Annotated in this window: 26 protein-coding genes and 1 riboswitch; of the genes, 20 read left to right on the top strand and 6 right to left on the bottom strand. The window is 40.4% G+C overall.

What is annotated here, in order from left to right:
- Positions 1-33: 33 nt before the first annotated feature.
- Complete coding sequence (locus tag NST81_RS14095; protein ID WP_040340814.1) at positions 34-1098, bottom strand: NAD(P)/FAD-dependent oxidoreductase; 1065 nt, start codon at positions 1096-1098, stop codon at positions 34-36.
- Positions 1099-1321: 223 nt separating this feature from the next.
- On the opposite strand from NST81_RS14095, the gene NST81_RS14090 reads away from it, so the two are divergent.
- Positions 1322-1558 carry a YuzB family protein gene (locus NST81_RS14090; RefSeq protein ID WP_003352462.1) on the top strand — a complete coding sequence of 79 codons (237 nt, stop codon included), beginning with the start codon at positions 1322-1324 and terminating at the stop codon, positions 1556-1558.
- Positions 1559-1690: 132 nt separating this feature from the next.
- On the opposite strand, the gene NST81_RS14085 is transcribed toward NST81_RS14090, so the two are convergent.
- Positions 1691-2374, bottom strand: coding sequence for a DUF2225 domain-containing protein (locus tag NST81_RS14085; protein ID WP_048623918.1), 684 nt, complete (start codon positions 2372-2374; stop codon positions 1691-1693).
- 338 nt (positions 2375-2712) lie between these two features.
- On the opposite strand from NST81_RS14085, the gene erpA reads away from it, so the two are divergent.
- From erpA to NST81_RS14070, 3 genes are all read left to right on the top strand, one after another.
- Positions 2713-3075, top strand: coding sequence for an iron-sulfur cluster insertion protein ErpA (gene erpA, locus NST81_RS14080; RefSeq protein ID WP_003352460.1), 363 nt, complete (start codon positions 2713-2715; stop codon positions 3073-3075).
- A gap of 369 nt (positions 3076-3444) precedes the next feature.
- The gene (locus NST81_RS14075) at positions 3445-4770 is read left to right on the top strand and encodes an L-dopachrome tautomerase-related protein (RefSeq protein WP_328200947.1); all 1326 of its coding nucleotides are present in this window, start codon (positions 3445-3447) and stop codon (positions 4768-4770) included.
- Between the two features lie 158 nt (positions 4771-4928).
- Positions 4929-5105, top strand: a complete 177-nt coding sequence (locus NST81_RS14070) for a hypothetical protein (RefSeq protein ID WP_156179256.1) — start codon at positions 4929-4931, stop codon at positions 5103-5105.
- A gap of 7 nt (positions 5106-5112) precedes the next feature.
- Here NST81_RS14070 and NST81_RS14065 read toward each other — a convergent pair whose 3' ends face one another.
- On the bottom strand, positions 5113-6126 hold the full coding sequence (locus tag NST81_RS14065) for an NAD(P)/FAD-dependent oxidoreductase (RefSeq protein WP_371836621.1): 1014 nt from the start codon (positions 6124-6126) through the stop codon (positions 5113-5115).
- Between the two features lie 383 nt (positions 6127-6509).
- Here NST81_RS14065 and NST81_RS14060 point away from each other — a divergent pair, with 383 nt between their 5' ends.
- A complete protein-coding gene (locus NST81_RS14060; protein ID WP_174521023.1) occupies positions 6510-7733 on the top strand; it encodes an NAD(P)/FAD-dependent oxidoreductase in 1224 nt (407 codons plus the stop codon).
- A 326-nt stretch (positions 7734-8059) separates the two neighbouring features.
- Positions 8060-8350: a YuiB family protein gene (locus NST81_RS14055; RefSeq protein WP_048624522.1), complete on the top strand. Its 291-nt coding sequence runs from the start codon at positions 8060-8062 to the stop codon at positions 8348-8350.
- Between the two features lie 82 nt (positions 8351-8432).
- On the opposite strand, the gene NST81_RS14050 is transcribed toward NST81_RS14055, so the two are convergent.
- A complete protein-coding gene (locus tag NST81_RS14050; RefSeq protein WP_048623915.1) occupies positions 8433-8885 on the bottom strand; it encodes an OsmC family protein in 453 nt (150 codons plus the stop codon).
- A gap of 300 nt (positions 8886-9185) precedes the next feature.
- Here NST81_RS14050 and NST81_RS14045 point away from each other — a divergent pair, with 300 nt between their 5' ends.
- The 3 genes from NST81_RS14045 (at position 9186) to NST81_RS14035 (ending at position 11848) form a co-directional block, all read left to right on the top strand.
- Positions 9186-9884, top strand: a complete 699-nt coding sequence (locus tag NST81_RS14045; RefSeq protein ID WP_048623914.1) for a 3D domain-containing protein — start codon at positions 9186-9188, stop codon at positions 9882-9884.
- Positions 9885-10078: 194 nt separating this feature from the next.
- A complete protein-coding gene (locus tag NST81_RS14040) occupies positions 10079-11578 on the top strand; it encodes a leucyl aminopeptidase (RefSeq protein ID WP_048623913.1) in 1500 nt (499 codons plus the stop codon).
- A 120-nt stretch (positions 11579-11698) separates the two neighbouring features.
- Entirely contained in the window at positions 11699-11848 is a 150-nt protein-coding gene (locus NST81_RS14035) for a hypothetical protein (protein ID WP_003353567.1), read from the top strand.
- A gap of 159 nt (positions 11849-12007) precedes the next feature.
- On the opposite strand, the gene NST81_RS14030 is transcribed toward NST81_RS14035, so the two are convergent.
- On the bottom strand, positions 12008-12403 hold the full coding sequence (locus tag NST81_RS14030; protein ID WP_048623912.1) for a hypothetical protein: 396 nt from the start codon (positions 12401-12403) through the stop codon (positions 12008-12010).
- A 137-nt stretch (positions 12404-12540) separates the two neighbouring features.
- Between NST81_RS14030 and NST81_RS14025 the strand changes: the two genes are divergently transcribed.
- Together NST81_RS14025 and NST81_RS14020 are read left to right on the top strand one after the other, a co-directional pair.
- Positions 12541-12930: a hotdog fold thioesterase gene (locus NST81_RS14025; RefSeq protein ID WP_048623911.1), complete on the top strand. Its 390-nt coding sequence runs from the start codon at positions 12541-12543 to the stop codon at positions 12928-12930.
- A 245-nt stretch (positions 12931-13175) separates the two neighbouring features.
- Complete coding sequence (locus NST81_RS14020) at positions 13176-13736, top strand: YufK family protein (RefSeq protein ID WP_048623910.1); 561 nt, start codon at positions 13176-13178, stop codon at positions 13734-13736.
- A 117-nt stretch (positions 13737-13853) separates the two neighbouring features.
- Here the strand turns inward: NST81_RS14020 and NST81_RS14015 are convergent, their stop codons facing one another.
- Entirely contained in the window at positions 13854-15701 is a 1848-nt protein-coding gene (locus NST81_RS14015; RefSeq protein WP_048623909.1) for a transglycosylase domain-containing protein, read from the bottom strand.
- 470 nt (positions 15702-16171) lie between these two features.
- On the opposite strand from NST81_RS14015, the gene NST81_RS14010 reads away from it, so the two are divergent.
- From NST81_RS14010 to NST81_RS13970, 9 genes are all read left to right on the top strand, one after another.
- A complete protein-coding gene (locus NST81_RS14010) occupies positions 16172-16789 on the top strand; it encodes a hypothetical protein (RefSeq protein WP_048623908.1) in 618 nt (205 codons plus the stop codon).
- Complete coding sequence (locus NST81_RS14005; protein ID WP_048623907.1) at positions 16786-18147, top strand: VanW family protein; 1362 nt, start codon at positions 16786-16788, stop codon at positions 18145-18147. The genes NST81_RS14010 and NST81_RS14005 overlap by 4 nt, the downstream gene beginning before the upstream one ends.
- A gap of 189 nt (positions 18148-18336) precedes the next feature.
- Positions 18337-19542 (top strand): type II secretion system F family protein, encoded by a 1206-nt coding sequence (locus NST81_RS14000; RefSeq protein ID WP_048623906.1) that lies wholly within the window; start codon positions 18337-18339, stop codon positions 19540-19542.
- 103 nt (positions 19543-19645) lie between these two features.
- Positions 19646-19728: riboswitch (cyclic di-GMP riboswitch) on the top strand.
- Between the two features lie 122 nt (positions 19729-19850).
- Entirely contained in the window at positions 19851-20282 is a 432-nt protein-coding gene (locus tag NST81_RS13995; RefSeq protein ID WP_003354318.1) for a competence type IV pilus major pilin ComGC, read from the top strand.
- Between the two features lie 193 nt (positions 20283-20475).
- Positions 20476-21234, top strand: coding sequence for a prepilin peptidase (locus NST81_RS13990; RefSeq protein WP_003354316.1), 759 nt, complete (start codon positions 20476-20478; stop codon positions 21232-21234).
- Between the two features lie 12 nt (positions 21235-21246).
- Entirely contained in the window at positions 21247-21420 is a 174-nt protein-coding gene (locus tag NST81_RS13985) for a hypothetical protein (protein WP_341030516.1), read from the top strand.
- On the top strand, positions 21360-22232 hold the full coding sequence (gene pilM, locus NST81_RS13980; RefSeq protein ID WP_341030100.1) for a type IV pilus biogenesis protein PilM: 873 nt from the start codon (positions 21360-21362) through the stop codon (positions 22230-22232). Before NST81_RS13985 ends, pilM begins: the two co-directional genes overlap by 61 nt.
- A gap of 18 nt (positions 22233-22250) precedes the next feature.
- Positions 22251-22883: a hypothetical protein gene (locus NST81_RS13975; RefSeq protein ID WP_341030099.1), complete on the top strand. Its 633-nt coding sequence runs from the start codon at positions 22251-22253 to the stop codon at positions 22881-22883.
- Between the two features lie 2 nt (positions 22884-22885).
- Positions 22886-23851, top strand: a complete 966-nt coding sequence (locus NST81_RS13970) for a hypothetical protein (protein ID WP_341030098.1) — start codon at positions 22886-22888, stop codon at positions 23849-23851.
- The last annotated feature ends 49 nt before the right edge of the window (positions 23852-23900 follow it).

Here is a 23900-nt window from a genome sequence, read left to right as displayed (position 1 = left end):
CGGCCGTTCGTCTGTTAGCCGGGATTGTTTCGATTAACCGTTGTGATATTTGTACAGCCATAGAACCCCGGACTTTAAGAAACGGGCGACGCGGCCGGTAATGGCACGTTCGGCCAAGAAACCAAATCCTTCTTTTTTTCCTAAAGATCCCAAAATTCCTTTCAGTTTAATTTCAGGCATTTTTTCCGGAAGGGGTTCATTTTTCCAGCGTTTCAATAAGACTTGAACGATTTGCTCTGCTTGTTCTTCCGCCAATTGGGCGCTCGGTGCATAAGGAAGGCTTGCACAATCGCCTACTACATAAACATGTTCATTGTTCGGAATATTGTGGTATTGGGTTAACTTCACACGGCCGGAAGCATCTTTTTCCACATCCAATTGCCTGACCAGTCTGTTTGCTTGAATGCCGGCAGTCCAGACAATCGCATCACAAGCAATTTTTTCATCATGGTTGTATAATGTATTTGGCTCCACTTTCGTCACATTGGCGCCATTGATCACTTCTACTCCGTGTTCCGTAAACCAATTTTGTACATAGTTGCTCAATCGTTCAGGAAAAGTGGATAAAATTCTTGGTCCTCGATCAAATAATTTCACTTTTAAATCAGGACGGCTTTCTCGAAGTTCGCTTGCCAGTTCAATTCCGCTTAGACCTGCTCCCACGATGCCGACGGTTGAACCAGCGGGCATATTGTTTAAGCACTGATATGTATTTCTCGCTTTTTCAATCGACTGAATACTATGTGTGTACTCAGCCGCCCCCGGAACTCCATGATATTTGTCTTCGCACCCCAAACCTATTACCAGCTCATCGTACATAATCGGATCTTGTTCTTTCAAATGGATGGTTTTGTTCTCCAAATCGATTTCAGTAATTTCTGCAAAAACATGCGAAAGCTGTGGATGAGTAGGAAAGGGAACCCGTACATGCTGGTCGGAAGTTGTTCCGGCTGCCAAGGCATAATATTCAGTCTTTAAACAATGGTAGGGAACCTTGTCCACAAGTGTAACGGCGACATCCTCCGGAAGATTTGGCAACAGCCGGAGCAATATTCGCATATTCCCATATCCTCCGCCAAGTAAAACCAAGTTTCTCATAAAAAATTTCCCCTTTTGTTCTGCTAAGTCAGTTTTAAAACCCTTTCAATATGAAAAATGCAATAAGAAAAATTATCTATAAAAATACCCCATACAAGAGTATAACGAAAGTTCATGTTTTTCACAACAGCTTATTAAGGGGTTTCCATCATATGTCTATTGGCAAGATACATTTCTTTTCTGACCGGCGGAACAATAGTACAATCAATCCTGGGGTGATGATATGAATCCAATTATTGAATTCTGCGTCAGCAATTTAGCAAGCGGTGCGCAAAAAGCGCTTGAAATATTGGAAGAAGATCCCAATCTGGACATTGTCGAATATGGCTGTCTTAATTATTGCACTCTTTGTGGAGAATCCCTTTTCGCCCTTGTCAACGGCGATCCTGTAAGAGGGGACTCTCCGGAAGAGTTGGTGAAGAATATATATAAACATATCGAAGAAAACCCGATGTTTTAAAAGAGAGAGCTAAAGATGGGAGGCTTGGTGTGAAAAGGGGCGAGAGAAAACGGCAAAAATCATCGTACAAATAGAATATAGAGGCTGTTTAGAAAACAAATTTTGACAGAAGAACCGGGCTTTGCCGCCTTTCTATTCCATTGTTTGTCTGATCATTTGCCACTGATTTTTTGCCATTTCCAAAATCTTTGGTTCTGTAGCGAATTTTTGCCGTTCGATTACTTTGGAAAAATAAAAGGTCGCTTCTTTGTAGTGTCCCAGCCGTCTTTTTAATTCCCCGATCAAATATAAAAGTTTTATTTCAGACATTTTTGTTCGTGAAAAGTCTCCTTTTGAATAGGAATCTTCGTATTGTTTGACGGCCATTTCTAAAAAACGATTTTCTTCTTCTTGAATTTTCAAGAGACGGTATAACCAAGCCGTACGCAATGCCAGCCCGCCCGTTGTGATATTTTTTTCATGCTTTAAGGTGGCGCAATAATAAGCTAGTTTGTAGCTGTTAATCCCATCTTTTATGCTGCGGTGTTTGCCGTAGTCCTGGTACACCCAGCGCGAGCAAACTTTCTCTTTGATTTCATTTAAAACGGCCGGGGGGAAATATCGGGAAAATTCCTCTGTGTAAGAATAGCCGCAATGGGGGCACACGTTTACAAAGTAAATGATCGGGTTGATTTCAGAATCTTGATAGACAGGGGAAAAATCTGTATCATAAGAAGCCACTTTTATAAAGCGGGAACGTATTTTAGTGGTGGTGAAAATTTTTTTGCAAAGAGGGCATTCTTCAGTTTTTTCGTAAAATGGTGTGATTTCCGCCAAATTTGTTCACTTCCTGAGATGTTTTATTATTTTATTTGATAGGTCTTTTTCATTATACAAAAATTTTTAAAATAGGTCTTTATTCGTTGTAAAAAAATTTAAATAGGCCTTTTTTATTATGAGAATGTATTATCTGAATGGAAAATGAAAAGATGACCCCATAAACGGATTTTATTGTCAAATCATTCAGGGACTTATTCGTGTGTTTTCAAACGGATCTATTGAGGAAAAAAGAAAAACGGATTATACTACAAATAACATCGGAATCCGCTGTTTTTAATCGGGACGGTTTGTACTCCAAAAGAATGGAAATCCAATACAAAAGGAGGTTTTTTGTGATGGAGGGAGTCATTAGCCTTACGGAAGCTGCAGCTTTTCAAATAAAAGATATGATGAAAGAAAATGAAGAAGAAGGCGCTTTTTTGCGCGTGGCTGTCAGAGGCGGCGGCTGCAGCGGATTATCTTACGGAATGGGATTCGACCATGAAGCAAGTGAAGACGATATCCAATTTGAACAACATGGCATTCAAGTATTAGTGGATAAAGCAAGCGCACCGATCTTGCAAGGAACCAAAATTGATTATAAACAATCGTTAATGGGCGGGGGTTTCACAATCGATAATCCAAACGCTATTGCCACATGCGGTTGCGGTTCATCATTCCGTACGGCGCAAAACGTTGGAACGCCGGAAGAGTGCTAAGTTTTCCGGCACGTTTTGAAACGGCAACATAATCGGTAAGGGTTGTTAATTCCAGTAAAAAATCCGCAGTCCGTGCTTGTATTTTTGAATAAAAACAACCCCAAAATTTGCGATTTAGGGTTGTTAATTACGACCTCTTTTAACGGTTTATGTTAAATCGTTAAAGGAGGTCGTTTTTTTGATGTTAAAAGACAGATCTTTTATCTTTGGAATCGGTTATTTCTTTTTCCCTCTTGTCTTGGATGCAACTATGCCACCGCCTTACTATTCTATGATGACGCCCGGCTTGAGCCCATGCCTTTTTGAACAGCAGACATATATTGATCAAAGGGAAGGACCACGAGAAACCTTAAGAGGAGGTTGGATGACATGCAGGATTCCAAATACAACGGGACCGGTGACTGTCCGAGAAATGATGAGCGACAGTATTATTCTTCGCAGCTCTCCCCTTATCCAATGTATCCTTATCTGCAACATGCTTATCAACATCCTCATCCATACCAACGAGATCCTTATCGGCTGCGGTATTTTTTTCAAGACGAGAAAGGGAAAATCGGTCGCTATCAAATCCTCTTCCATTGGAACCATTTGGATTGGAATTTTCCAAATTTAAGGATGAAGCAGGTATTTGAGGCAAATCGATATTGGAGACATGCCATGCCTGCCGGTATTAAGGTTGATCAGCAAGGAAACTATTATGTATCTGTTCCCCGCTGGGCAGAAGGCATCCCTTCTACTATGAATCGCATTGTCATAAAAAACGGCAAACCGCTGTTAGAAGCTTTTCCAAGCTGGGAATGGAATAAGGCGGGCAACCCTGGAGTGCTGCAATCTGTCCTGGGATATGAAATTGATGAAAACAACCGGATGTGGCTGTTAGATCAAGGGAAAATCGCCTATGCCCCTTCGCGGGAAGGTTCACAAAAATTGGTTATATGGGATTTAAATACGAATCAATTGATTGATTCGATCAAAATACCGAATGAGATTGCTTCGTATCGAACTTCCTTTTTAAATGATTTGGTTGTAGACAATAAACATGGTTTTGTCTACATCACCGATTCCGGAAATGGTTGGCCCGACCATCCCGTTGTCGGTGGAATCATCGTATACAATATGAGGAACAAAACTTTCAGACGTGTGCTTGACCGTCATTACAGCACACAAGATTTTCCCGGATTTGTTTTTGAGATTGACTCGAAACCGGTCTTTAAAGACAGACCGATTAAAATAGGGAGCGATGGTATTGCGTTGTCCGCAGATCGTTCCACTTTGTATTATTGCCCGGTTACAGGTCGAAATTTATATGCGATCGATACAGCGCTTTTGAGAAACTTTCAAACACCCTTAGATGAAATCAGTCGAGCGGTTAAAGCGATTGGAAGCAAAGGGACGACCACCGACGGGATGCACGCTGACAACAGAGGAAATGTTTTTTATACGATGCTGGAGGGGAAAGGAATCGGGGTCTATTCTCCTAAGAACAATCGGTTCCATCGCTTCGTCTCTGATGATCGGATGCTGTGGGTAGACGGGGTGGCATTTGATCAAAAGGGGTCCATTATTTTTAACAGCAACCGTCTTCATCAGATGTTTGAACGAAATCAAGACGAAATCGATTGGAGTAATCCATATAATCTCATCGTTTGGAAAGCTTTTGTAGGCAAAAATGTAAAGTCGTACTTATATGCATAAAATAACTTTTTTACAGTCATCCAATAAGCCGGATTTTCATTCCATGACTAGAAATTGCGGCAAAACCAAAAGGCATGCATCATTCACGGCATGCCTTTTGGTTTTGGACGAAACTATTTCCTGCTATTTTAGAGTACTGATTCCCCGGCGCATGTTCCATGGCTTTAAAATCAAAAACGAACCGTCTTTCAGCGATATTGGGCAAAGGACATATCGGCGGATTGTATATGTTTATGAGCTATCTGCACGATGAAGAAGTCGTTCGTTCTTGTTTTGACGAGCCGGTCCAATATGGAACTGTTCCGGTTGAACATCCGCTCAATCTTTTGTCCTGAAAGCTTGCTATTGTTCAAATAAAGACGTACTGTGCATTGGCTGAACGCGGGACTTTGGATCAATAAAAGCTTTTGCATTGCTGACGGCCGTAGGGGCTTCGCCGAATCCGCTTGCGATCAAATTTACTTTTCCTTCATATGTACAAACGTCTCCGGCCGCATAAACTCCGGGAATATTGGTTTCCATTTTGGAATTGACAACAATGGAGTTTTTAGCGATTTCGATTCCCCAATCTTTGATAGGACCAAGTGAAGAAACAAATCCATAGTTGACGATCAATTCATCCACTTCAATCGTTTCTTCCCGTTCTCCGCGTACTTCATTAAGAACAAGTCCATGGATTGTACGTCCGTCTCCGAGTATTTTCGACGGAACGAACGGTGTTTTGATCTCCACGGTAGAAGCTTTCAGTTGTTCGACGCTGTGTTCGTGGGCGCGGAACTTATCTCGGCGGTGAATGATCGTTACTTTTTTAGCGATCGGTTCCAGCATCAATGCCCAATCGACCGCTGAATCTCCTCCGCCGCATATCGCTACATTTTTTCCTTTAAATGTATCCAGATCGTTTACGAAGTAATGAAGGTGATTTCCTTCATACTGCTCCGCTTCTTCAAGCTCCAGTTTTCGAGGTTGGAATGCTCCAATCCCGGCAGTGATAATAACAGATTTTGTATAGTGTATTTCTTTATCTGTCGTTAATCGAAATGTTCCGTCATCCAATTTTTGAAGATCAGTGACCGTTTGTTCCAAGCAAATGGTGGGCTTAAACAGCGATAATTGTTCTTTGAGTTGTTCAACTAAATCGCGTGCTTTAATTTTGGGAAATCCGGCAACATCGTAAATGTATTTTTCCGGATAAAGAGTAGCCAGCTGGCCGCCAAGTTGGGGTAAGCTCTCAATTAATTTTACGGACGCTTGTCTTAACCCTCCGTAAAAAGCTGCAAACAAGCCGGTAGGTCCACCGCCGATAATCGTCATATCGTACATGTTTGAGTCTTCTTTCAAAACAATCTCCCCCATTTCCATATACTAGCAGATAGCCTTGCATTCATCGCTTTATTGACCAATGGAAGTTTTATTAAACACCATTTTATCATACTCCAATTCAGTGTTTCCATTTTTCAATACAACAAGAGAAAAACATTTCAAAAAATACCAAAATTCATCATTTTCTTTATAAGGGATATAATTTTGAAAACTTCCTTTTAATTGTAGGAAATGGGTTGAAAAGTATATGTAAAAGGAATATTATTTATAAGGGAATAATGTTAAGATTTTATGACAAATTTCGAAAAAGTTGTTGTATGCCCTCATTCGTGAAAAATATCACATGTGATATTTTTAATTGCAAAAAAGGAAATAAACTTTTTCGAATTCACTCATACTAAAAGAAAAAGGTGGAAGTGATAACAGTGACTAAGCCAAAAATCGTTGTACTTGGCGCGGGTTATGGTGGATTGATGACTGTAACGCGCCTCCAAAAGATGTTAAGCCAAAACGAAGCGGAAATTGTTTTAGTGAACAAACATGACTATCACTATGAAACGACTTGGCTTCACGAAGCCTCTGCTGGAACCCTTCATCACGACCGGGTGCGCTATGCGATCAGCAATGTAATTAACCGCAGCAAAGTCAAATTTGTTCAAGCTACTGTTGAAAACATTAAACCAAACGAAAATAAAGTAGTTCTTAATAACGGGGAATTGGACTACGATTATCTCGTTGTCGCTTTAGGACCTGAATCGGAAACATTCGGAATTAAAGGCTTGAAAGAGTATGCTTTTGCGATCACGAGCGTGAATGCTGCCCGCCGTATCCGCGAGCATATCGAAACTCAATTTGCTACTTACAACACTGAAAAAGATAAAAAAGAAGAACGTTTAACGATCGTTGTCGGCGGTGCCGGATTTACTGGCATCGAATTTTTAGGGGAATTGACCAATCGTGTTCCTGAACTTTGCCGCGAATACGACGTTGATTTCCAAAAAGTGCGTATCATCTGCGTAGAAGCAGCGCCAACTGTTCTTCCTGGATTTGATCCGGAACTTGTTCAATATGCAATGGAACAGCTGCAAAAGAAAGGCGTTGAATTCCGAATCGGCACGGCCATTAAAGAAGCGACTCCTGACGGTATTATCGTAGCGAAAGGCGAAAATGAAACCGAAGAAATTAAGGCAGGAACTGTTGTTTGGGCTGCGGGAGTTAGAGGAAACTCTGTCATTGAAAAAGCCGGTTTTGAAAACAATCGTGCCCGTGTAAAAGTAGAAGAAGATTTGCGAGCTCCTGGCTACAATAATGTGTTTATTGTAGGAGACTGTTCGCTTGTCATTAATGAAGAAACGAATCGTCCATATCCGCCGACTGCCCAAATTGCCATGCAGCAAGGTGTGGTGTGTGCGAAAAATATCGTAGCCTTATTAAAAGGACAAGAAACTCAAAAATTTGTATTTGATAATAAAGGAACGGTATGTTCTCTTGGCGATGACGACGCAATCGGAATTGTATTCGGCAGAAAGCTGAAAGGTACAAAAGCTTCCTTTATGAAAAAAGTGATTGACAACCGTGCTTTGTTTATGATTGGCGGTTTGTCCTTGGTACTGAAAAAAGGAAAGTTCAAATTTTTCTAAGACAGTCAGCTAAGCCTTTTACAGATAACAAAACGGCTGATTGTACAACAAATAAAAAGGTATTACAACGACAGAACGGCGTAATAAGCCGTTCTGTTTTTTTGTGTGATCGTTGAAACAAAAATCAACAGCAAGGACTACCCGTTCGCATTTATCCTTTTAAAAGTGGGAAACACTTCCAGAAATCAAAAGGGACTGAAAAATGAGAGAATAATGAGATTGGAATGGAGGAATAATCGGGAAGATTGGCGTATATAAGAATATTCAGTATACTTTTTATTCCTGTGGGGTGTTTCCTAGTGCATATTGCTGTTTTATTTATATCGATGCTGCTGTTTTTTGTGCTTTTTTTCGGAATTGGATTTATTTTAAATATGCTGCTTCGAATGACATGGATCATGTCGATTTTATATCCTCTCGTTGTGTTGATCATTGTAGATGGGATTAGTACGCTTTCTTATATAACGCATACTAGAGAGGCTTTCACTACGTTAGGAGAAAGATTGATAGGACTGAAACCGGCCGATATGTTGATTTTGTTAAGCGGCTTAGCCGGGGCCGTTTTATCGGGAATTGTCATAAAGGAATTAAGAAAAAAAGGATATCGAATGTTTTGAAGGGCTGAATCCAAAAGGAAATCACTCTTTTGGATTCAGTCTCTTTTTTGCTCCAAAATCGTTAAAAGTTTTATGTTCACGGTTATTCGGAAGCAACTTGAATGTCTATTTCCAGTTCTATCTCCACATTTCCTTTGACGGCTCGTGAAATCATGCAGGACGATTCTGCTCTTTCAGCAAGACGTTGTGCTCGGCTGATTTCTTTGGCGGTTGCATCACGATGAAGGACTATTTTCGGACGATGGATGATTTTTTTATAAGTCAATACGCCATTGGTTACTTCAACGATCCCTTCTGATTCCAACGTTAACTGTTTCTTCTCCAGCCTGCTTCGTTCCAACATGGCGGCCAATGTAATGATATAACAAGTGGCTGCCGCCCCTAAAAGCATTTCATCCGGATTTGTCCCGACGCCTGGGCCGTCCATTTTCGCCGGAATCGAAACCTTTGTCCGTAAATTCCCAGCTTTTATTTCCCCAACATCATTTCGCAGGCCGGGCCAGTTTGCTTTTAAACGAAAGTGATGTTCCGCCATATACATGCCCCCAGATCATTTTTGGCATTATTGTAGCACAATTTGAAACAAAAAAATGAGGGAATGCCTTCGCAAAAGCTTCTAATAAGGCACTGATGGACTAATCGAAGAAAAGCCGGCTTTTTTCTTTTTAGGTCATCTCCTCATGGGTGATTTGTATAAAACGGGTTCTTCTCATTCTCATCATGGATTTTCTTCACGAAGCCTTTTTTGTTCACTCCAACCTTTACCAAGTTTTTTCTCCATTTTTGAATAATGTGGCCATCATTTGGAGACCAATAGGGTGAGGGGAGTGAAAGGATGGGACTAATAAAACGGACGTCCAAAAGAGTTTTTATGACCATCTTATTTTTGATCGCACTTATGGCCACTTTTAAAACGATTTCCGGAGTAGATGCGGCTATGATTGGAAATTGGGCTCTTAAACATACGATTTTATCAAAGATGGAAACGAGTGAGCGAAAGCTTGAAGGATTATCCACAAAAAGGGTCGATCAACTGCTTATGAAACCTGTGCAAGCGAATGCCCAACCGGAGAGGGAGAAGCAGCCCCGTATATTGGAACAAGATGTTGATTGGTCGAAATACCCCCAAAAAACGGTGATTGCGACAGGTTATACAGCCGGAAAAGAATCAACGGGGAAATCTCCCAGCCATCCCAGTTATGGTATTACATATTCAGGCGTCAAGGTAAAAAGAGATCTTTATTCGACCATTGCCGCTGATACAACGATCTTTCCGATTGGAACGATTTTGTTCATTCCCGGATATGGCTATGGAGTGGTAGCGGATACCGGGAGCGCAATCAAAGGAAATCGGATTGACCTATATTACGAGACAGTTGATGATGTTTATAAAGAGTGGGGGAAGAAAAAACTGGCCGTTTATATTGTCAAAATGGGAAAAGGAACTTTGACAGAAGAAACGCTGGCTTCTTTAAACCAAAATAAAGCTTTGCAAGTATACCGGCAGCAATATATAAAAACCCGCAATGAATAAAAATTTCGAGAGTCAAGTAGATCCCCTTTCCATATTGAGCCTGTACAGAAAGAGCAGTATGGAAGGGGGTCCTTTTGTCTTGTTCTTTTCTTTCCAGTAAATAACAGTTGGAAGTGAACAACTCCAAATATCCATGATCATTTCTGGTGGTTTATTTTCTGCCAGGGTTATAATGGTGTTGGAGGTGTTAAAAGATGTTTCAATTTAGTCATGAAAATCCGTTTCAAATAGAATTGCCTTGCTTGATCGTCGGTTTGTTGGATAAACCCCTTAAGTTTGGAGGAGTTCTCGGCGAATTGGATGAGGCGTTTCAAGGTCAGTTGACGGAACTTGTAAAGACCGGGGATCTTTCCGCCAAATATAAAAGCGTGCAACTGATCCATACATTTGGTTTTGTGCCTTCCAAAAGAATCTTATTTGTCGGTTTGGGAAAAGAAAAAGAACTCACGATTCAGAAATTAAAAATGGCTTTTGGAAAAGCCGCCAAATATATAAAAAATACGCCGGTTCAAAAGGCCGCTATTGCGCTTGATACGTTTATAACGGATAAATGGGATGCCGTTCAAGCTGCAGCGGCATTAGGCGAAGTGGTTCCGCTTTCTACATATGAATTCCGTGATTATAAGCAAAAACCCAATTTGCCGGAACCGCGGATTGAGGAAATGACTGTTTACAGCAGCCATACGATCGGAGAAATCGAACAAGCAGCCAAAGCAGGATACATACTTGGAAAAGCGACGAATTCCGCTCGTACGCTCGTCAATATGCCAAGCAACTTGCTGACTCCGTCCTATCTTGCTACGTACGCAAGCCAATTGGCAGAAAAATATGGATTGGAAGTAGAGATTCTTGGGAAAAGCGAAATCGAAAAACTAGGAATGGGCGCTTTTTTGGCCGTCAATCAAGGTTCCAAAGAAGAACCAAAAATGATTACGCTAAAATATCAAGGAAAAGAAAAGTGGGAAGATGTCATCGGGCTCATCGGAAAAGGCATTACATATGATTCGGGCGGCTACTCGCTCAAAACGAAAAACGGACTTGTCGGCATGAAAACCGATATGGCGGGGGCTGCCGCTGTACTTGGGGCAATGGAGGCGATCGCCGAATGGAAACCTAAACAAAATGTGGTGGCAGTCATTCCGGCTACAGACAATGTCGTGAGCGCGTCGGCATTTCGGCCTGATGATGTGATAACATCCATGAACGGAAAAACGATCGAAGTATTGAATACGGATGCTGAAGGGCGTTTAGTATTGGCGGATGCCGTCACTTATGCGAAACATCATGGCGCCGAATATTTAGTCGATGTGGCCACATTGACAGGCGGAGTAATCGTTGCGCTCGGGACAGATAAAACAGGAGCGGTCACCAATGATGAGTGGCTTTTTGAACAAATTTTAGAGGCTTCTTTTGAAGCTGGAGAATATATTTGGCGGCTGCCTTATACGGAAGAAGATAAAAAACGGGTTCGAAATAGCCGAATAGCCGATTTAAATAATTCTCCCGGCAGAGAAGGCCATGCGATCATGGGAGCTGCTTTTATTGGAGAATTCGTGGAAGGAGCTCCTTGGGTGCATTTGGATATTGCCGGAACGGCTGATACCGATAAGGACTACGACTTGGGGCCTGCAGGTGCAACGGGCGTCATGACGAGAACGCTTGCTTTATTTGTCGATCGATTTGATAAAGAGTAAGGATACGGCGTTTGATTTTCGTACCGCTGCTTTTCAAAGCTAAATTTTTTTGTGGGCCTATACAAAGATTTACGTCTTTGCATAAGGATAGGGTAGCATAGGAAAAGGAGGTTACCCTATATGTATTATCCGCATCGCTTTTTTCCGGGGGAACCGTTTATCGGTGGACTGCTGGGCGGCTTGCTAGGAACGGCGATAGCGGCATCATTGTTTAGACCGCCATATCCTTTTTACGGTCCGCGTCCGTTTTATCCATATCCGTATTTTTAAACAAGGAAAGAGGCTGATGAATGGAGCAAAGGAAGCCGCTCTATGAAACATGGATCGGCTTCCTAGTTATCAACAGCCTCTTTGAAAGGGATGGCTATTCTCTTGCATACTAAGCAGGTTTTCTATCAAAAAAATGCAGTGAAAAGTTAAAAACCTATATTATTTCTTCCAACGAAGTTCCAACAGTAATCGGCAGCATTCTTTTTTTTGATCTTCATCCATACGGGCAAAGCGAACTAAAAGCCCATCCGGATTAAAATAAATTTCCGGCCGAATTCTAATGCCAATCGATTGAATCATTTGTATCACTTTCGTTGTTTGCGAACGTTGAGCGGCGTCCATCAGCTCTCTTGCATAGGCACTGTTTGTGGAGACCGTATTCAAAAACAGTTGTGCGTCTCTTAACAGTTCCAATGATTTTCTGGCGGATTGAGTGAACTGGTTGATCTGGACGACTGGAAATTGTCGGTTGTTGGGAGGAATGTATGTTGGATGATTTGGACCATAAGGAATAGAATTTGGATCGTTATGAGGCGGGAAAGGAGGCTGGTGCATTTATAGATTCTCCTTCCTGATTCATAAATGTCATTCTGTGGAAAAGATATGTAGCACAGGGGGTGATTATGATAAAATAAGAGAAAATATTTAAAAAACAATGTATTTTCCGAAAAATAAAAAACGGGGGATAGTATATGGAAGAAAATTACGAACAAGGGTTGATAGCCAGTCTTGGCATGAAAATAATCGAAATGAAAAAAGGGAAAGTGGTCATGACCATGCCCGTAGATGACCGCACTCGGCAGCCAATGGGGTTTCTTCATGGAGGGGCTTCCGTTGCATTGGCGGAAACCGCTGCAAGCTTAGGAACAGCACAACTTATTGATCCGGAAACACAGATCTGCTTTGGACTTGAAATAAACGCTAATCATATCCGTTCTAAAACAGAGGGAATGGTGACAGCTCGTGCAGAAGCAGTGCATATTGGAAGGTCTACGTGTGTATGGGAGATCCGGATCGTCGACGAAAACGACCGTCTTATTTGTTTATCGAGATGTACGGTTGCCATTGTCAATAAACGATGATACATAAGAAAGCAAAGTAAACGTAGACCGTTTATTGTACAGGGCTTTTTAGAAACTCTCAAGAATGGCAGACGGTTGGGAGATGGAGAAAAGATTTTTGGACGATTGAAAATGGAGAAAAGGGATATTTTGACTGCCATTCTATAAATAAACGAAAAATCAATGTTTTTCTATAAAGCTCTTGTAAATGCAGAAAGGCTCTTGCATAATGAAAGTTGATTCGAGAAAAACAGGAGCGACTGATCATGAAAAATACTTATTTAACAGGTTATTTTCCTTTTTTGACCATTTTATTATTCAGCTTGTCACTGGCGATTTATGTGGAAGACACCATCATCAATTTTTTGAAACAGATTGGCATTTATCAAGGAATGCTGGGAATCATTTCGGAAACAGAATTGAAGCTGGCTGTCATAATTGGACTGATCGCAGTGTTTTTCATGGTGCTGTCGGCTTTAAAAGTAGTCGCTGAAACCATCAATGAACTGGCTTTGCTCTTTTTTTCCACGGATACGGACGGAGAAATTTTAAAAAACGTCCGAAATGGTTCACTTATTTTTTTGGCCGGCGGGTTGGTTTCGTTGTGCAGTTATGCATCCATCATTGGGATTATCGCCATATTTCTTTTAACCGTTTTAATCTATTTTATTTATTTTGTTTATAAAATCAGCCCTTCGTTGACAACATCGTTTAAACTCGTCGGTTTTATTTGCTTCCAAATTGTCGTTTGGGGCTTTATTACGTCCGCTCTGCTCTATATGATTCTGAAAATCTATAACACTGCGATGGCCGGATTGCCTATTTAAATCAAAAATGAGAAATGACGAAAAAAGGTCAGTTCCTTCCGATCCCATTCGGGTGACGGAGGAGCTGACCTTTTTTGCTTCAATGATTTTTCTGTTTCAAAAACGAAGAATATTGGATTATTGCATGATCTTCCGCCAAATGAGCAGCTGTGGTCCGTAATGTTCCAATGATTCGATGCTTGACGGTGTATCCCTTCCTACCCAGACACCTGCTGTATATTGATCCGTCAGCCCGACAAACCAGAAGTCGTGGTAATTGTTGGTCGTTCCGGTTTTCCCTCCCACATAAGGGCGGGCGATTTTCGCTTTTTTACCAGTACCGTTTTTTACGACTTCTGCCATTAATTCCCGGACTTTATATACGGTATCCGGCGACCAAATTTTGACAGGTTCATCTTTCCACTGATATAAAACGTGTCCTTTTAAATCCGTCACCTTTTGGATGGCTCTAGGCTTTTTATAGCTGCCATCAATAAATGAGGTGTAGGCGGATGTCATTTCCAGCGGAGTCATCCCGTAAGTAAAGCCTCCGATAGCTGCTGACGGATTCTCGTCCCTTTCTGATACTTTTTCAAAACCAAATTTGTTCAAATAGGAAAAAGAGTTTTTGATCCCGGTTTGCATGAAAATCCGGACGGCAGGAGTATTATACGAATTCGCAAACGCTTTTTTCAGAGTGACGTATCCATATTCTTTTTTGCTGTAGTTTGTCGGACAGTAATTGCCGATGCAGACGTTGTTGGCATTGACAAGACTGGATAAAGAAACATGGAAACGATCGATATACGGCCCGTAGTCGAGCAGCGGTTTAATCGATGATCCCGGCTGCCGGTAAGCAAGGTATGCCCGGTTGAAATCCGTATGGTGAAAATCTTTTCCTCCCACTAATGCGATTATGTTTCGGTGTTGATTGTCGATGACCGCAGCAGCACCTTCCACATTGGTATAAGACAAAACGGAAGAAACAGCGTGTTCCGCTTTTTGCTGTATGATTGGATTTAAAGAGGTATAAATCATAATTCCGGATGATAGCACTTTATTTAAGCGGTTTTCCAACTGTTTTTCGATTTGTTCTTTTTCCTTAGGATTTGCATTGGCCAGTTTTTCTTTATACCCTTCTTTTTCCGCAATCAGTTCTTTCAATTCTTCTTGAACATAAGTGGAATAATTGGGAAATTCATCTATTCGCTTTTTCAATTTTAATGTAATGGGTTCTTTTTTGGCTGCTTCAGCTTCTTCAGCTGTAAGAAAGCCGTTTTTCTTCATTAAATCAATCAATCGTTCCTGTCGTTTTTTCGTATTCGCAAAGTGAGTAAGAGGATTATATAAGCTTGGATTATTAGGTATCGCCGCCAGAAAAGCCATCTGTGCTTTCGTTAAATCCTTTACGCTTTTTTGAAAGTAAAACTGGGAAGCGGCTTCCACCCCGTATACTCCGTTTTGAAAATAAATGGTGTTTAAATAAAGATTGAGAATTTGATCTTTCGTTAATTTTTTTTCCAGTTCATAGGCATAAAACACTTCGGATAATTTTCGACTAAACGTTTTGTTGTAATTCAAGTATAAGTTTCGGGCCAGCTGCTGGGTGATGGTGCTTCCGCCTTGCTCGATTTGATGAGAATGAGAATTGACGATCATCGCCCTCAATACGGCGAAAGCGTCTATGCCGCCATGTTCGTAAAATTGCCGGTCCTCAGACTGCAAAAATAATTCCTTCATGAAATCGGGAATGTCTTTGTTGCTCACGACAATTCGATAAGGGTTGCGAATTTCCAGAAACGTACGGCCGTTCTGGTCCAAAAATTTGCTTTCTTGAGAAAGATCCACCGAATGTATCGGAATCTTCTTTTCTACAACTTTGTCAAAACTTTCGACATGCTGCGCTTCCTGATTGGCAAAATAAAAAAAGTAAATCGCAAGCGCCATCAGAACGGCAGTGAAGAAGTAGCCAAAAATGGTTTTCATCAATGCAGACCCGCCTTTTCATTCGTACTTTTTCGAGTAAAATGTCAATGTTCTTTACTCCACCAATGATAATAGAAAGACAGCTAAGAATAAAGTAGTAGAGACAATTTTTGCCTTCTGACAGAGCTCTTTTTTGAAATCTGTGATTCTTCCGAATGGCTAAAATAGCGGTCTCTTAAATCATGATCAGCCGCTTCAATCAGAGGCAGGAAGACGTCCATAAAAGTTTTCTAAGAGAAGAATGAAATGTTCATAAGGGATAATTCCTTTCATCTTAGAATACGGATCAGCAGCTTCTGGATGAAAAAAGTTGTGTGGCAAAATATGAAACCGAGGGTCGGCAGATAAGCAGCCGTCAGAGGGATTTGCTTATTTATGTTAACCTCTGATTGGATCGCCATTTAAAAATATTAAAATTTTTCCACAGAATAGGTATTATTTATTAGTATAATAGATTCAAGAAGGGAGAAGTGAATTTCATTTTTGGGGGCATTATGAAAACCATTTTATCTTTCGTCATTCCGATCATCGTATTTTCTTGTTTGTTTTATATGATTCCTTTATCTATGAGTAAACGCCATAAACGTTATTTGATCATAGCAAGTATTTTTTGCTTTTTGATTGCGAAGGTAGCGTTTTTGATTTTTCCGAATGCCGTTGCCGTGGTGATCGCGTTCTTATTTATTCTATGTTTAACCATTCTTTTATATCCAAGAGAACCGTGGTTTGAAGACAATCCGGGAGTGGATCCGTTTGAACTTGCCGAGCCGAAGTTTGACTACGATGAATTGAGAGAAAAAGCAGCGATGGCAGATAATCTTGACATCCCGATCCAACCTAATGGCGGATTGAAAGAAGATCGTCCCGATTCTTTGCGTGATGAATTAACGGCTCCTCCCCTTGACACGGAATATGATCTTTCAATGATTTCGGCCTTAAATGAAGATGAAAGCATGCAAGAAATGTATCAAAAACGGTTTGAAGCATTGAAAGAGGAAGCGGATCCTTTACAACAAAATGAGTCTTCATTTGAAGATATACTGGCTCAGCGCAACAATAAAACGGATGAAAAAGGTGATCTGTCATGAACAGAACAAACATGTTTCGCTTTTTCGCTATTTTGCTGATTTCGACAATTGTTCTGATGGCTCTTTCGAAGATCACCTCTTTGGCGATGGCTTCTTTTTCAAAAAAAGAACCTGTATTTGAAGAAGGTACATATATTGGGCCCATTAATATATCCTCTTTGAATAAAGCAGAAGCGGAATCGAAAATATCAGAAAATGTGTTGGATTGGCAAAAAAAATCGACAGTATCTTTTACTTTTTTTAATAAAACGATTTCCGTACCGATGAGTGTCGTGCATTTTAAAGTTGCATCTTCTTTGAACGCCTGTCTGGATGGCGAGAAAAATATTCTGTATACAGAAGTGGATGAACAATCTCTTAAAACGATTTTGTTCAAGAAATTAGAAAATCCTGAATTAGTCAATTTAATAGATTTGGAAAAGGTAAAGCAGCTGCTGAAGGAAAAAGCGGGTCGTTTAGATTCTTCACAGCAAACGGAGGATTTAGTCCAATATTTGAAAGCGTCTGAAAACAAACCGAAAATAATCGATTCCAAAAGGATTTTCGTAAATGATCCGGCTGACATGGAGGACTGGTTGTCGAGCAATTCCACCATGACGCTGAAGCCGGAGAAAATCTTTTCGTTGAATGATTATATCCAAAATCTGGACAATGATGACAAAGGCTTTTTCATCCAATGCGCTTCTGCCATCTATCAATTAACGTTGCCAACCAATTTACAAATCGTAGAAAGACATATTAGTGATACTTTGCCAGAGGGGATAGAATTAGGTTATGAGGCAAGGGTGGACGGTTCCAAAGCTGATTTAAAAATTTATAATCCCAATCATACAGCGTTTGTCATTAAAAGCGAGAAAATATCAGATCATGTATTAAAGCTCAGTTTAATCGGTCCTAGCGATCCTTTTACTTATCAATTGGTGAAGAAAAACGTAAAAACGTATGCGCCAAGAAAAGTCATACAATACCGACCGTTGGCAGAAACGGCGGCCAATCAAAACGGCAAATACGGGTATTCGGCGGAACTGTATAAACAAGTGGCATTGAATCATAAAGTATTTTATGAATCTCTTGTATCAAAAGATTTTTATTTGCCGATTCCGAAAATTGTTGTGGAAAACTTGAAACAACCAGAAAGTGACGCAACGGCCGATGGAAATTCCGGCACGGAGAATGATGCAACAGAGCACACAGCGAACGAAAAAATCGATCCTGCTTCACAAAATACAACAACGGGGAGTACGCCGAACAACGAAGCGGACAACCCATCTCAAACCAGTCAGAATGGCAGTTCCTCCAATCAAGAGAAACCGTCTTCTTCAACACAAAATACGAATCAGAGCCATTGCCGCCTTTGAAATTTTAATTAATAATCCGGCTGTACGTAATTTAATTCGCAATGAGAAAATTCATCAGATAAGAAGCGTGATGCAGACAAGCAAACATATCGGCATGCAGACGATGCAAATGTCTGTTCAATCTTTGCTGAATCAAAATCTCATTTCATTGGAAGATGCCAAACCTTATATGACAGATGGTGGTTATTGATGGCAGTTTTTCAGTACAGCGGCCGTAATCGCAAAGGGGAAAGAGTGAAAGGAACGGTGAAAGCAGATACTCGCAGCAAAGCGGTGCAAAAGTTGAAAGAAAATGGCATTGCCGTTGCCGCACTGGAAGAGATGACTGGCCTGCTTTACCGTGAAGTCAATATTCTCCCCAAAAAGGTCAAATACAAAGATTTAGTGATTTATATTCGACAATTTGCAACGCTCATAAAAGCCGGAATCAGCGTTGTGGAAGCGACAAAAATATTATCTGAACAAACAGATAATCGTCTGTTGAAAGATGCGCTTGTCGAAGTCGAAGAAGAAATTCGTTCGGGGATTGCTTATTCTGAGGCTGCCCGAAAATTTCCGAATATTTTCCCGTCCATTTATATAAATATGGTAAAAGCCGGAGAAGTCGGCGGACAGTTGGATGAAATTTTAGACCGGCTGGCGACTTATTTCGAAAAACAATACGAAATCAGGCAAAAAGTGAAATCGGCCATGGTGTATCCGCTGGCGATTCTTTTCGTTGCTATTATGGTAGTCTTTTTTATGTTTATTTATGTTGTGCCCATGTTTGAAGAAATGTTTGCTTCTCTTGGTGCCAATCTGCCGTTGATAACTAGATTGATGCTTATGATCAGTCACGTTTTAACGTCTTACGGTTGGCTTATTGTATTGATTGTGATGGCGTGCTCGCTTTTATTCTGGCTATGGATGCGTTCACCGAGAGGCAATTATTTGCTTGATTATATGAAACTTAAAATTCCTGTGTTCGGTAAAATCATTCAAAAATCGGCGCTTGCTCGGATGGCGAGAACATTAAGTTCATTGTTTTCCGCTTCAGTCCCGATTCTTGATTCATTAACCATTGTTGAACGTATAGTGGACAATCAAGTCATCATCAATGTGCTCAATCAATCGAAAGAATCATTGGAAGAAGGAAAATCAATGGCTGAGCCGATGATTGGACATTGGGCTTTTCCGCCTTTTGTTACAAGAATGATTATTTTAGGCGAAAGCTCCGGGACGTTAGATTTTATGTTGGAAAAAGTGGCGGATTTTTATGAATCGGAAGTTGAACAAGCAACTGAACAAGTGAAAACATTAATCGAGCCGATGCTCATTGTGTTTTTGGCGGTCGCGGTTGGCATCATCATTTTATCCATTTACGTCCCGATTTTTCGCATTTATCAAGGTTTTTAAAAGAGTAATGGATAGAGAGACTATTAATAGAAAATTCATACTTTTTTCACGGAAAAATTTAGTGACTTTCTACCTAAAAAACGTATAATAGAGTTGTAAACTTTCGGAATTTGGAGTGATGAAGAGTCATTTGTATCTGGGCACTTGAATGACTTGGAGCGAGTAGTGCAACCTCCCATTTTCTGTTTTCCTAATAAAAATAGTATTTGAGAGGAGTTGGGGCGATCGTTTAAACATGAAATGATGGCTCAAGTTTCTATTTTTCATTGATCGTTGGAAGAATTATTAGGAAAGAAAGAGGGAGTGTCATGAAAAAATTGCAAACTGTCGTGAAAAATCAAAAAGGTATGACGCTGATTGAATTATTGGCTGTTGTTGTCATTCTTGCCATTATCGCAGCGGTGGCTGTACCAAGCGTCGGAAAAATTATCGATAACAGCAGAGCCGATTCGAATCGATCCAATGCCTTGTTAATTATTAATGCAGCTAAATTAGCGATTGCCGATGATGAAAACAGTACAGTATCGTCGAAAATAAAAAGTTCAAATGGCGCCACTCTTCAAGATTTGGTGGATGCCGGCTATTTAGATGCGATTCCAAAAGATCCATATGATAAGTCAAAAACTTATGCGAGCGGTAGTTATGTAAAAAAGGATGATACAGGTTATTACATTCAATTAGTAACTAGTAAAGGTACATTTAAAGGCTCTGAAAAAGATATCAACTCAGGCAATTTTTAATCCAATTAATAAGGAATGATCGTTTTAAGGTCTGGATTACTATCCAGACCGTATCCTTATTTTCATTTACTTTCTGTATTGTGACACAATGGAAAGAAACAGCTTCTCTCTTAAGTAATGATAGTTTAGCAATGATCATGGCGTTTTTCGCTTAAGTGAGTATTTGCTATCACAAGGAATGAGAGGATCGAGAATGAATACGTTTTGGACTGTTTATTTTGCCGTAATAGGTCTTGTGTTCGGTTCGTTTTTTAATGTTGTGGGGCTTCGCGTGCCAAACCATGAATCGATCGTTTTTCCAAGCTCACATTGTCCTTATTGCCATCATAAACTGCGTTGGTTTGAAAATATTCCTTTGTTTTCTTTTTTCTTTCTCAAAGGCAAATGCCGGTCGTGCAAAAGAAAAATTTCATGGATCTATCCTATTTTTGAAGCTGTCACGGGTGTGCTCTTTGCTTTTTCTTTTTATCAATTTGGCTGGAGTATGAATCTGGTGATGGCTTGTTTGTTTACATCCTTGCTCGTCGTTATTACCGTTTCGGATTTAGCTTATATGGTGATTCCTGATAAGATTTTGCTGCCGTTTATGATTCTTTTTATCGTCATTCGACTCCTTTCGCCAACCGTACCGTGGTGGAGTTCATGGGCGGGTGCCGTGATTGGATTTGGACTTCTTTTTCTCATCGCGGTTGTGACAAACGGGGCAATGGGCGGAGGAGATATTAAGCTGTACTTTGTCATCGGGTTGATTTTAGGATTAGAAAAGACTCTATTGTCATTTTTTCTGGCTTGCTTGTTTGGATCGTTATTCGGATTGATTCTCCTGTTCAAAGGAAAATTTAAGAAAGGAAAACCGGTTCCTTTTGGCCCGTTTATAGCTGCCGGTGCCATTCTTGCCTTTTTTTATGGACAAGATATGATAGATTTCTACATAAGAACCATGTGGAGTTAAGGAGATCAGGAAATGAAGTCCTATACATATGGCAAACGAAAGAAATTACAAATGATCATAACGGATGATTATTTGCGTTTACTGGTGACAAAAAAAATACCATTCTCTCATTCAATCAAAAAGCATTGCCGGACGGAATCATTTCAGGCGGATTTATTGAGAATGAAGATTACTTGCTTGGTATGATCGAGGAACAGCTCATAGAATATGGCGCCAAAAAGCTGCCTGCCTTTCTTTGCCTTCCGGACGGGCATACTTTTTTGCGGAAAGTGGCCATTCCTGAAGATGTTCCGAGTGATGAAATGAAAGGATATCTTTATATGGCTGCCAATGATTCCATTCCGCTTCCTTTTGAAGATCCGATTATTGAAACGGTAGAATGGCAAGATGAGAGTGAAAATGGCCGAGAAGCATTGATGATTGCAGCGCGGGAGGCGATTGTGAACCAGTATGTCGGTTTATTGGAAAAACTAAAATTAAAGCCGAGAGTTATGGATTTATCGCTTTTATCGTTGTATCGTCTGTATTACCATTTGAATCGGGTTCGTCCGGATGACCGTATTTTATTGCTGCAAATCCATTATTCGTATATTCAAGTATCGATTTTTGAACAACATCAGCCGATTTATGTTCACTATGTAAACTTGCCTGCAAATAGAGAAGCGTATATCAACCGCTCACATATGGATTATGAATATTATATGCCGGAAGGAATTGAAGATTTGCTCGGTGAATATATTCGCACGATCGTTCAGGAAATAAGCCGATTGCAAAACTTTTACGAATTCACCATCATGCAAGGGGAAAAGCGATTGAATAAAATCGTCGTAGCGGGGGACCATCCTTATTTACAAACCATTTCCGAAGTTTTGCAAGAGCAAATTGAAATAGAGATCGATGATGCATTGACTGTGCCGTTATTTCAAAATAAAGAAAATATCAATATTCCGCCTGCTTTTTCTGACTGTATTGGACTAGCCCTCCACCCTGCAGAATGAGCATCAGAAGGTGAGTATATGTTAGTAGAAATCAATTTCATTGAAAAAAAGAAAAAACCTTCTTATCTCTTGATTGGCCTTTTTATCTTGCTCGTTCTTTTTATTTTTTTGCTTGTTTTTCTTCTCATCTATGGCCATTCATTGCAAAAACAAGAAGCCGAGCTGCAAGAGAAAGTGGATTTTGCCACAAAGCTGCAAGCTGCGAAAATGAAAGCGAACCATCAAAATCCTGAAGTCGAGTCCTTCCATCAATACGAAACGGCTGTGAAATGGGCGCAAAATCAACCCATTGAAACGACGAAAATATTGAAAGAACTCACGGAAAAGCTTCCGGAAAGAGGATATTTGTTGCTATTTTCACTGACAGATGATCAAGAAGCGGATATGATCGTTCAATTTGATACAAAAAGCGAGATTGCTTATTATTTGAAACGACTCAATGAAATATCATGGATCAAGAAAGCGACGTTAAAGAGTTTTGGCGTTTCGCCTCAAACAAATGATACAACCGGCAGCGTGAACGGTTATACAACCGATAATGCAACAGACAACACCGCTATTGATCCAACAACGTTGCCGCGCTATCAAGCGGAGTATGTTTTACAGCTTGAAACGAGTAAATTAAAGATCGATACAGAAAAGGATGAGTAGGCATGAGCAAACGAGTGAAAATGTTGATCCCGTTAATTCTTGTGATCCTTTTCTGTTTTTTAGACATTTTTTATTATTGGAAAGCAATCGTCCCTGCCAAAAAACAGATTGCTGCCCTTTCTTCGCAAATGGCTCATGTCAATGATTCATCGGAAAAGGTTCAATCTCAATCTGAAAAACAATTATCAGCAGACGATTTGAAAAAGGTCTATCAATGGCAGGCAGCGCTTCCTTGGAACGATTCTGTCGACCAATTTATTTTGGATTTGCAAAAGGCTGAAGCATCATCAGGCTGTACCATTATTCAATACGCCCTTGCGGAAGACTCTGACTCATCAACCGATGCTGATGATGGTACGAATCAAGCGGATCAAATGGATCAAATGACTGGAACAAACTCAAACTCCAATGCGACTAGTTTCAATACGGGTGAAACGACGAGTACAACTGCACAAAATAACGATACGAAACCATCCAAAACGGCCAAAACTTCATTGCCGTCGGGGATAAAACAAGAAAAAGTCAATTTAGTCGTACAAGCGTCAACGTATCCTGAGATTTATCAGTTTTTAAAAAAATTGGAGCAAATGGATCGTGTCAATCGAGTGGAATCGATCCAATTTGCTGGAAACGACGAACCTGTTTCCACAGAGAATGAAGCGAATGCCTTAACGGTTAATATGACGATTTCCGTTTATTATGATTCAACGATTGCCAAAAAGTTAAAACTAACGCCGCCAAGTATCTCGACTCCGGATCCTTCAGGGAAAAGCAATCCATTAGTACCGGTGGCGCCGACCAATCAATCGACGGAAAACAATCAGAACAACGACCGGAACAACAATGGTACTGCTGATCATACGCAAACATCAGAAAACAATCAAAGCCAAACAACAAATGCCGATCAACCTTCGACGAGTGAAAACTCTCCTAATCAATCAAATGAAAAGATCCATCAGTCTCCATGATGGCAAGCATGGAGAAGCGAAGGTTTGATGTGTAGAGAAAATACGAATT

It is taken from the genome of Bacillus sp. FSL W8-0223, assembly GCF_038006805.1.
GTDB classification, from domain to species: domain Bacteria; phylum Bacillota; class Bacilli; order Bacillales; family DSM-4216; genus Bacillus_O; species Bacillus_O smithii.
The sequence above is the reverse complement of the archived record's forward strand: the minus strand, read 5'-3'. Positions and strand labels throughout refer to the sequence as shown.

What these genes read in the sequence shown, in the direction of transcription:
- NST81_RS14095 (WP_040340814.1), bottom strand. Translation starts at nt 1,098, where the DNA reads ATGAGAAACTTGGTTTTACTTGGCGGAGGATATGGGAATATGCGAATA.
- NST81_RS14090 (WP_003352462.1), top strand. Translation starts at nt 1,322, where the DNA reads ATGAATCCAATTATTGAATTCTGCGTCAGCAATTTAGCAAGCGGTGCG.
- erpA (WP_003352460.1), top strand. Translation starts at nt 2,713, where the DNA reads ATGGAGGGAGTCATTAGCCTTACGGAAGCTGCAGCTTTTCAAATAAAA.
- NST81_RS14075 (WP_328200947.1), top strand. Translation starts at nt 3,445, where the DNA reads ATGCAGGATTCCAAATACAACGGGACCGGTGACTGTCCGAGAAATGAT.
- NST81_RS14070 (WP_156179256.1), top strand. Translation starts at nt 4,929, where the DNA reads ATGGCTTTAAAATCAAAAACGAACCGTCTTTCAGCGATATTGGGCAAA.
- NST81_RS14065 (WP_371836621.1), bottom strand. Translation starts at nt 6,126, where the DNA reads ATGGGGGAGATTGTTTTGAAAGAAGACTCAAACATGTACGATATGACG.
- NST81_RS14055 (WP_048624522.1), top strand. Translation starts at nt 8,060, where the DNA reads ATGCTGCTGTTTTTTGTGCTTTTTTTCGGAATTGGATTTATTTTAAAT.
- NST81_RS14050 (WP_048623915.1), bottom strand. Translation starts at nt 8,885, where the DNA reads ATGGCGGAACATCACTTTCGTTTAAAAGCAAACTGGCCCGGCCTGCGA.
- NST81_RS14045 (WP_048623914.1), top strand. Translation starts at nt 9,186, where the DNA reads ATGGGACTAATAAAACGGACGTCCAAAAGAGTTTTTATGACCATCTTA.
- NST81_RS14040 (WP_048623913.1), top strand. Translation starts at nt 10,079, where the DNA reads ATGTTTCAATTTAGTCATGAAAATCCGTTTCAAATAGAATTGCCTTGC.
- NST81_RS14035 (WP_003353567.1), top strand. Translation starts at nt 11,699, where the DNA reads ATGTATTATCCGCATCGCTTTTTTCCGGGGGAACCGTTTATCGGTGGA.
- NST81_RS14030 (WP_048623912.1), bottom strand. Translation starts at nt 12,403, where the DNA reads ATGCACCAGCCTCCTTTCCCGCCTCATAACGATCCAAATTCTATTCCT.
- NST81_RS14025 (WP_048623911.1), top strand. Translation starts at nt 12,541, where the DNA reads ATGGAAGAAAATTACGAACAAGGGTTGATAGCCAGTCTTGGCATGAAA.
- NST81_RS14020 (WP_048623910.1), top strand. Translation starts at nt 13,176, where the DNA reads ATGAAAAATACTTATTTAACAGGTTATTTTCCTTTTTTGACCATTTTA.
- NST81_RS14015 (WP_048623909.1), bottom strand. Translation starts at nt 15,701, where the DNA reads ATGAAAACCATTTTTGGCTACTTCTTCACTGCCGTTCTGATGGCGCTT.
- NST81_RS14005 (WP_048623907.1), top strand. Translation starts at nt 16,786, where the DNA reads ATGAACAGAACAAACATGTTTCGCTTTTTCGCTATTTTGCTGATTTCG.
- NST81_RS14000 (WP_048623906.1), top strand. Translation starts at nt 18,337, where the DNA reads ATGGCAGTTTTTCAGTACAGCGGCCGTAATCGCAAAGGGGAAAGAGTG.
- NST81_RS13995 (WP_003354318.1), top strand. Translation starts at nt 19,851, where the DNA reads ATGAAAAAATTGCAAACTGTCGTGAAAAATCAAAAAGGTATGACGCTG.
- NST81_RS13990 (WP_003354316.1), top strand. Translation starts at nt 20,476, where the DNA reads ATGAATACGTTTTGGACTGTTTATTTTGCCGTAATAGGTCTTGTGTTC.
- NST81_RS13985 (WP_341030516.1), top strand. Translation starts at nt 21,247, where the DNA reads ATGAAGTCCTATACATATGGCAAACGAAAGAAATTACAAATGATCATA.
- NST81_RS13975 (WP_341030099.1), top strand. Translation starts at nt 22,251, where the DNA reads ATGTTAGTAGAAATCAATTTCATTGAAAAAAAGAAAAAACCTTCTTAT.
- NST81_RS13970 (WP_341030098.1), top strand. Translation starts at nt 22,886, where the DNA reads ATGAGCAAACGAGTGAAAATGTTGATCCCGTTAATTCTTGTGATCCTT.